Origin of the sequence: Halorubrum sp. BV1, assembly GCF_000746205.1 — an archaeon.
Taxonomy (GTDB): domain Archaea; phylum Halobacteriota; class Halobacteria; order Halobacteriales; family Haloferacaceae; genus Halorubrum.
Map to the genome: position 1 here is coordinate 1 of NZ_JQKV01000013.1, position 7,261 is coordinate 7,261.

Genomic DNA, 7,261 nt, shown 5'->3' on the forward strand with positions numbered 1-7,261 from the left:
GAGGACGACACGACCAGCAGCGTTCCCGAGGACGCGGAAGGGATGCTCGCCGACGCCCGCCGTCTCGTCGAGCTCCTGGAGCAGCGCGGCATCGCCCTGGAGGAGCGCGAGATCGTGGTCGCGGCGTCCATCGACCGAGACCTGATGGGCCCGGAACGGGCGAAAGAGGCGCTGGAGTACGCGGTCTCGGAGAAGGGGCTCATCATGGAGACCGAGGACGGGTACACGACCGTCTGAGGACGTCCACCCCACCGCCGTCACTCGCTAACCAACGAATCGTTTCACGCTCCCCGGTGAGTTGGTTAGCCGAGGCGCTGGCGCGCGCAGGTCACTCGCCGCTCGGGGTGTGTCGCGGGGTACTTCTTTGGCTCCTGACACAGCAAAACGCGGCGTTTCCGACCCCTCCGCTGTCCTGCGATTTCCGCCGATTCTTATTGTGTCTCCCGACAGGGGACGCATTAAAACCGCCACACTGCGGCTCCCCGTCGAAACTCTCGCGGACTCGCACCTGTGCCCGGGTAACACCAGCACACAGTAAGACGTACCAGATTGCTTAACCTAACCCATTAAAATGACTCGTAACTAAACATACTATGGCACGCTGGACAGAATACGACGTAGAAGACTTCTGCGACCACTACTGGGAGGTGATCGCGCCCGCCCTCCAGGAGGACGGCCTCGATCCCTCCGAACCGCCGACGCACAACTGGCTGCTGGAGAACGGCTACACGGGCTTCTGCCAGGCCGTCCAGTACCACCTCGACAAGACGTTCCTCCAGTTCTGCAACCAGGACCTCGACATCCAGCGGGGGAACGGGCACATCTACGAGATCGACGTCGATCACGCCCGGACGCAGGAACTCGCGTACCGGTGGGCCGAACGCCACCGCCTCGGGAGGAAGAACCTCGCGCTGGCGACCGCGAAGACCGACCTCCAGGGCATCGACCGCATCGCGGGGGCGCTTCGGGAGGTGCACGGCGACGACGATCTCCTCCACCTCGGGAGCGACGACGTCACCGAACCCGAGGCCTTCGAGGTCTACCTGGACGCGTTCGACTACCTCGACGAACGGTACAACGAGCGGACGATGAAGGTCATCCACACGGCGCTGAAGCTCTTCTACCGGTATCTGAAGAAGCGCCGGAACCCGGTGACGTTCAACCCGATGCTCGGGCTGCGCGACGAGTACAGCTGGAACGAACTGGAGGTAGACCCTGAGGGCCTCCCGCCGGAGACCGTGAACGCGCTGGCCCGCGTCGCCGAGACGGTCGAGGAGAAGACCATCGTCGTCCTGCTCTGCGCGGCCGGGCTGCGTCGCGCCGAGGTCGCGCGGATGCACCGCGACATGATCAACTTCGACCCCGAGTTCGTCGATACGCCGCTCATCGAGTTCGACACCCGGAAGAACGGCCCCTCGACGGTGAACCTCGTCTTCGGCGTGGACACCCTCCAGGAGCGGATCGAGCAGCTGGAAGACGAGCACGGCGACGACTGGGACGGCTACCTGTTCCCGTCGCCGTACCGGTACAAGGACCACTTCGCGGTGAGCACCATCGGGAAGAAGCTCGACGAGCTCGCCGAGCGCGCCCTGGAGGAGACCGACGTCGACGTCCACCTGGAGGACGGCCGCCTCCCGACCCCGCAGACGGCGCGGCGGTTCTGGTACAACCAGTACAGCATGGGCGTGGACTTCCTTGCCGAGGTCGCCCGGAGCATCGCCAGCGAACAGGGGAGTCGAGACCCGCAGGTCGTCCTCACGAACTACCTCTCCGAACGTCGCCGCGTCCAGATCCTCCGCGACCACATGGCTGAGACGCTCGCCGAGGCGTTCGCCGGCACCGACATCTCACCCGCCGCGCCCGACCGAATCCGCCCGGACGTCGAGGACGCCGTGGACGAGATCACGCCGGAGCGCGACGTGGACGTCGTCGAGGACGACGCCGGCGACGTGGAGACGCCCATCGACCGGTTCCTTCAGGAGAACACCGAGACCACCACCGAGGAGGACAGCAGCGGCTGGCTCTCGGACCTGGAGAACGACGAGAGCGGGTTTTTCCACTCGGGAGCGGCGACGAAGGCGACGGTGATCGGGACCGTCGTCTCGCTCGTTTCGCAGCTGGTCCCGTTCTTCTAACTAACCAACATCGGGCGTCTTCTGTAGAAGTGTGTTGGTTAGCGAGAGGGCTTCAGACGCTCGTTTTCGGGGGAGGGGGACATCTCGTTTTACGGGCGGCTGATACGTCTGTCTGAACTGCCATGTGGCAACGACTCACCGGAGGTGGAGGCGGCGGTGGCGACGACGACAGCGGGTCGTCGTCCTCGTCGTCGTCTTCCTCCAGTTCAGACAGTAGCAACGACAGCGGCGGTGGAGGCGGCTTCTTCGGCGGCATCTCGGACGCCGTCGGGGACGCTGCGGACACCGTCAGCGACACAGTCAGCGACACCGTGGACGACGTGACCGGCGGCGGGTCCTCGTCGGGGGGCTCCTCGTCCCGATCACGGCGCGGCCGGTCGCGCTCGTCGAGGAGCTCCTCGTCCGGGTCCAGCAGCTCGTCGTCGTCGTCGTCCTCGTCGAACAGCGGCGGGGGCGGAGGCGGCGGAGGCGGCGGAGGCGGCCTTCTCGGCGGCCTCGGGAACGCCGGCGAGGACGCGATGCAGGGCATCGACGACACGATGGACCGCGCCGGCGACGCCGTGGACGACACGGTAGATCGGGCGGAGGACACCGCGCGAGACACCGCTCGGGACGTCTCTCGGGGCGTGGACCGGACGGTGGACCGCGCTGAGGACACGGTAGACAACACGGTGAACGACGTCACCTCGGGCGCACGCAACGCCGTGGACGAGGCGCAGGAGACCGCTCGGGACGTTCAGCGGGGCGTAGACCGGACGGTGGACCAGGCGACCGACACGGCCGACGACGTCGCCTCGAACGTCTCCAGGAGCGCCGGCGAGGTCGCCGACGCGACCCGCGACCAGGTCGATCACGCCACGGAGACCTACGGCGAGATGGGGCGGGAGCTCCAGGACGGCGACGTCGGCGCAGCGGTGGACACCGCCGTCGAGAGCACCGGCGAGACCTACGACAACATCGCCAGGGCCGGCGACGCAGCGGCCGGTTCGACGGACGAGTGGGTCGGGTCGGCCGAGGTGAACACCGAGGTCTCCGACGACCTCACACGCGGCGGCTTCCTCTCCGAGACCCGCGACTCCAACGAGGGGCTCCTCCCCGGAGAAGTCGGGTGGGTGAACCTCTCCGAGGAGGGGCTTCGCAGCGGCGCTGAGGACATCAACGACTACAAGAAGACCTTCGACGAGAACGAGCCGGTCACGTTCATGGGGAGCGACGCCCCGGAGCGCGTTCTCCAGGGCGCAGCTGGCGTCGGCGTGGACCTCCTGAACTTCCCGCAGCACGCTCAGACGCTGGAGACGGGCGCGGAGGTCGCACAGAACGCCCCCGGAGAGATCCAGGAGCACGGCTTCGGAGAAGTCGCTGAGACGGCCACAGGCGTCGGTACGGCCATCGGTGGTGCGATGGCCCGCGAGGCGGAGGCGAACCCGCTGGAGTTCGCCAGCGGGGCCGTGTTCGGCTACGCGACCGGCGCGGCCGCCGGCCGGATCGTCGGGAAGGCCGGCCGAGCGACGAGGGACCGTGTCCGCACCGCTGGCGGGACGAAGGTCGATGCTGAGGGCGGCCTCGCCGGAAGCGACGTCGTCCGCTACACCGAGACCGACGGCGCAGAAGGCCAGCAGTTCCCCGGCGCACGAGACCCGGACACGTACGAGTCAGACCCTGCGAAGGCCGTTCAGGAGCAGGCCGACGAGTTCACGCCCCAGCAGATAGAGGGCTTCTTCGACGAACGCGGCGTCACCGAGGGATCGGTCCTGAAGAAGGCGCTCGACGTCGAACCGGACGGCCCCGGCAGCGGCCGCAGCGACACCGGGTTCACGTCCGCTCCCGACGAGGTGGACGGCGACTTCGCGTACGAGACGCCCGGGTCGTTCTTCGGTCCCGAGCTCTCCCCGAACTTCCTCCGGGTCGGCGGCGGTGAGAGCAGCTTCAGCGCCCGACCTGGCCTCCCGGACTTCGGGAACAAGCCGACCGGCGTCCTCGCGCGCACCGACGTCGAGAACACCGACGCCGACACGCTCCAGCAGTTCAACCAGGAGATGCTGGACCGCTCGGGCGACACGACCGCCGTCACGAAGCCGGCCGACGAGGTGAACACCGGCGAGATCGAGGCGGTCGTCCCGCCCGGAGCCGAGTTCTCGCCCGTCGGGAGCGGCGGTCTCACCGGCGTCGCTCGCCGCCTCGGAATCGGCTCCGACTTCTACACCGAGGTCGGCGGCCGCCGCGTCCCGCTGCGCCCGGTCGCCCCGAAGGACCGCTCGCCGGACGCAGACGCCCCGGACTCGCCGAACGCTGGAAGCCCCGACGGCAGCGGCAGCGGTAAGCCTCTGGACTACTACGTCCAGAACCCCGAGCAGCCCGTAGACCGGCCTCTCCCGGTCGCTGGTCCCGGTGGTGGGGGCGCAGGTGGCGAGGAAGAGCAGACGTCCTCGCCGGGCACCTTCGACGGCCCCGTGGACGAGCTCGGCGGCTTCGGCGGCTTCTACGACACGCCGCCGACGCAGGCCGGCCCGTCGTCACCGCCGCTGGACGAGTTCGGCCCGACGTCGTCGCAGCCGCCGAGCTCTCCGCCGTCGTCGCAGCCGCCGAGCAGCGGCCCGACGTCGTTCCCCACCTTCGACGAACTCGGGCCGACGTCGCCGCCGGGCAGCCGGCCTGGAGACGGGCCGTCGTCCACGCCGACGTCGCCGCCGCTGGACGAGTTCGGCCCGACGTCACCGCCGAGCTCCCCGCCGTCGTCGCAGCCGCCGAGCGGGGGCATACCGTCCTCGCCGCCGCTGGACGAGTTCGGCCCGACGTCGCCGCCGTCGTCCCCACCGGGAAGCGGTGGCCCGTCGCAGCCGCCGAGCAGCGGGCCGCCGTCCTCGCCGCCGGGATCTCCGCCGCCGTGGTCACCGCCGGGGAGCCCGAGCGGCTCCTCGACGTCGTCGCCGCCGGGGTCGCCCGGCGGGGGAGGCGGGAGCAGCGGGTTCGGCCCGTCACCGTTCGACCCGACGCAGCAGCAGCGCCGCCGCGACTTCGACGACGAACGGAAGAAGGACGAGGAGGAGTTCGCGCCGCCCGCGTACGGCGTCTTCGACGTGGACTTCCAGAACCCCATCGCCAGCGGGGCTCAGGTCCTGTTCGGTGGAGGCGGCGGCTTCGGAAGCGGCTTCGGTGCCCTCGACGAGAGCGGCGGGCTCCAGGACGCCGGCGGCTTCGGTGACGAGCTGTCGCAGGGGGGCATGATCGACGAGACGGGTGGGCTCGCTTCGTTCGGTCAGCCCATCGACGAGACGGGCGGCCTCGACGAGTGGACGCCGTTCTGAACCACCCGCGAAAACGCTCATCCTCTCTTTTCGCGCTCGTAGCCCGGTGAGGAGTGCCATCTTCGGCACGCTACCCCTGGGGTGAGAGGCGGGGAAACCGGGTTGCAGAACGGTGGAATCGGGGGACGCAGGGCTAACCAACGAGTCGTCGGCGAAGAAGGAGGGTGTTGGTTAGAATCGCTCCCCGAGTTCGATGAGCTCCTGCTGGGAGAGCTCTCTCTGTGGGAGCGCGACGTCGGTGACGTCCTCGGGGAGCCGGTGGACGTGGCGCTTCAGGTGTGGCGTCGTGTCCTCGACCTCCGCAGCGGTGAGGAGACGGCAGGACCACACCAGAACCGGCTGGTCGCCGGGTTCGATGTACATCTTCTCGACCTGCTTCACGAGCGCGCCCTCGTCGATCTCGACCGTCTCCCCCGTCCGGTTGGCGAGCAGCCGCGCCTCTTCCCGGTCCGGCGTCACCAGGAACGCGAGCGCGTGCTCGCTGGGGCCCTTCCCCTCCGGGTCGGGATCGACGAGCCACACCGACGGCGGCGACGCGCCGAGCGACGGGAGGCCGGGCCGCCACCGGCTGATGAAGCCGGCGACGTCGTCGAGGAGGCTCACGCTGACCCCCCGTCGTCGGGCCAGTGCCAGACGACGTCTTCGCCGTCGAGCTCCAGGACGCCGTCCCGCTCGGCCTGCTCGTAGGCCGCCATCAGCGGCGTGAACCCGACGCGCTTCCCCGTCTTCGCGGTGAACACCCGCGAGTAGGCGGACAGGAGACGCCGGCGACGCCACCGCGTCCGCAGCTCCTGGAGGCGGTCGCGGAGCGTCACGCGAGACCAGCCTCCTCGAAGGCGTCGTCCACGACCTGCGGCGTCGGGGCGTTCAGGTACGGTTCGATGGCCTGGAAGGAGTCCCAGCCGCCGACCTGCATCACGACGCGCGGGTTCATCTGGCGGTCCACGAGGAGCCGCTGCGCGAACCGACGGCGGAGATCGTGCGAGCTGACGTAGTGGAAGTCCTCGTCGCCGGTCTCCTCTGCCGCCCGCTTCGCGGTCCGCTTCACGACGTCGCGGACGCCGCGCTCGGTGAGCTCGACGAGCGGGTCGCCGGGAGCGACGTCCTCGGCGTTCTGGTACTGGTGGATGGCCCGCTCGACGTCGGCCGGGAGGTAGGCGTCGCGGGGCTTCCCCCCGCTCCCAGTCGTGTCCTTCCCCTCGGGAACGCGCAGACGGTAGTGTTCGCCGCCCGAGGTGCGCTTCACGTGCTTCGGGCACACCTGCGGGATCTCGAAGGCCCGGAGGCCGACGTAGCCGCCCAGCTGGACGATCAGGTCGTCGCGGGGGCCGCTGACCGACCGGCGGAGCGTGTCGATCTCCTCGTCGGTCATCCAGACCTTGTACTCGTCCTCCTTCGCTGTCGCCTCTAAGCGCATGTGAGTTTCCTACAGAAGATTGCACTTTATAGCCCGATGTCCCCCCGAACCGAGACGCCGAGCAGCGTGATCACGCCGGGTCAGCGGGGGCGCGTCGCGTTCGGCTTCCGACTTGTGTGATAAGTCGTCACTCGTCGGCGGGCGGCTCCAACGGGACCCGGTCGGGATCGACCTCCTCGTACGCTTTGTCCGACGAGAGGATGGGGAGACCGCGCGTCTCGGCGGTCGCTGCGTGGAAGGAGTCGAACGGCGTCATGCCGTCCTCGAAGTAGGCGACCGCCTTCAGAACGACCTGCTGCTCGGTCTCGTCGCCGACCGGGACGACGTCGAGGAGATTGGCGAACAGGCGGACGTAGTCGAACTGGTGGCGCTCCAGGACGAGGAGCAGCTCCAGGTACGCGAAC

The 7,261-nt window shown here is 69.0% G+C and carries 8 protein-coding genes; 3 read left to right on the plus strand and 5 right to left on the minus strand.

Annotated features, from left to right (window positions below; all coding sequences use genetic code 11):
* A partial coding sequence (locus EP28_RS11290) for a DUF2240 family protein (protein ID WP_155118478.1) occupies positions 1-237 on the plus strand: 237 nt, incomplete at its 5' end.
* A 356-nt stretch (positions 238-593) separates the two neighbouring features.
* A complete protein-coding gene (locus EP28_RS11295; RefSeq protein WP_049984122.1) occupies positions 594-2,135 on the plus strand; it encodes a tyrosine-type recombinase/integrase in 1,542 nt (513 codons plus the stop codon).
* A gap of 52 nt (positions 2,136-2,187) precedes the next feature.
* On the opposite strand, the gene EP28_RS13850 is transcribed toward EP28_RS11295, so the two are convergent.
* Positions 2,188-2,664 (minus strand): hypothetical protein, encoded by a 477-nt coding sequence (locus EP28_RS13850; protein WP_080506142.1) that lies wholly within the window; start codon positions 2,662-2,664, stop codon positions 2,188-2,190.
* Between EP28_RS13850 and EP28_RS11300 the strand changes: the two genes are divergently transcribed.
* On the plus strand, positions 2,654-5,440 hold the full coding sequence (locus EP28_RS11300; RefSeq protein WP_080506143.1) for a methyl-accepting chemotaxis protein: 2,787 nt from the start codon (positions 2,654-2,656) through the stop codon (positions 5,438-5,440). The genes EP28_RS13850 and EP28_RS11300 overlap by 11 nt on opposite strands.
* A gap of 171 nt (positions 5,441-5,611) precedes the next feature.
* Here EP28_RS11300 and EP28_RS11305 read toward each other — a convergent pair whose 3' ends face one another.
* From EP28_RS11305 to EP28_RS11320, 4 genes are all read right to left on the minus strand, one after another.
* The gene (locus EP28_RS11305; protein WP_049984124.1) at positions 5,612-6,043 is read right to left on the minus strand and encodes a hypothetical protein; all 432 of its coding nucleotides are present in this window, start codon (positions 6,041-6,043) and stop codon (positions 5,612-5,614) included.
* A complete protein-coding gene (locus EP28_RS11310) occupies positions 6,040-6,255 on the minus strand; it encodes a hypothetical protein (protein WP_049984125.1) in 216 nt (71 codons plus the stop codon). Before EP28_RS11310 ends, EP28_RS11305 begins: the two co-directional genes overlap by 4 nt.
* Positions 6,252-6,857: a site-specific integrase gene (locus EP28_RS11315; RefSeq protein WP_049984126.1), complete on the minus strand. Its 606-nt coding sequence runs from the start codon at positions 6,855-6,857 to the stop codon at positions 6,252-6,254. Before EP28_RS11315 ends, EP28_RS11310 begins: the two co-directional genes overlap by 4 nt.
* A 127-nt stretch (positions 6,858-6,984) precedes the next feature.
* A partial coding sequence (locus EP28_RS11320; protein WP_049984127.1) for a PIN domain-containing protein occupies positions 6,985-7,261 on the minus strand: 277 nt, incomplete at its 5' end.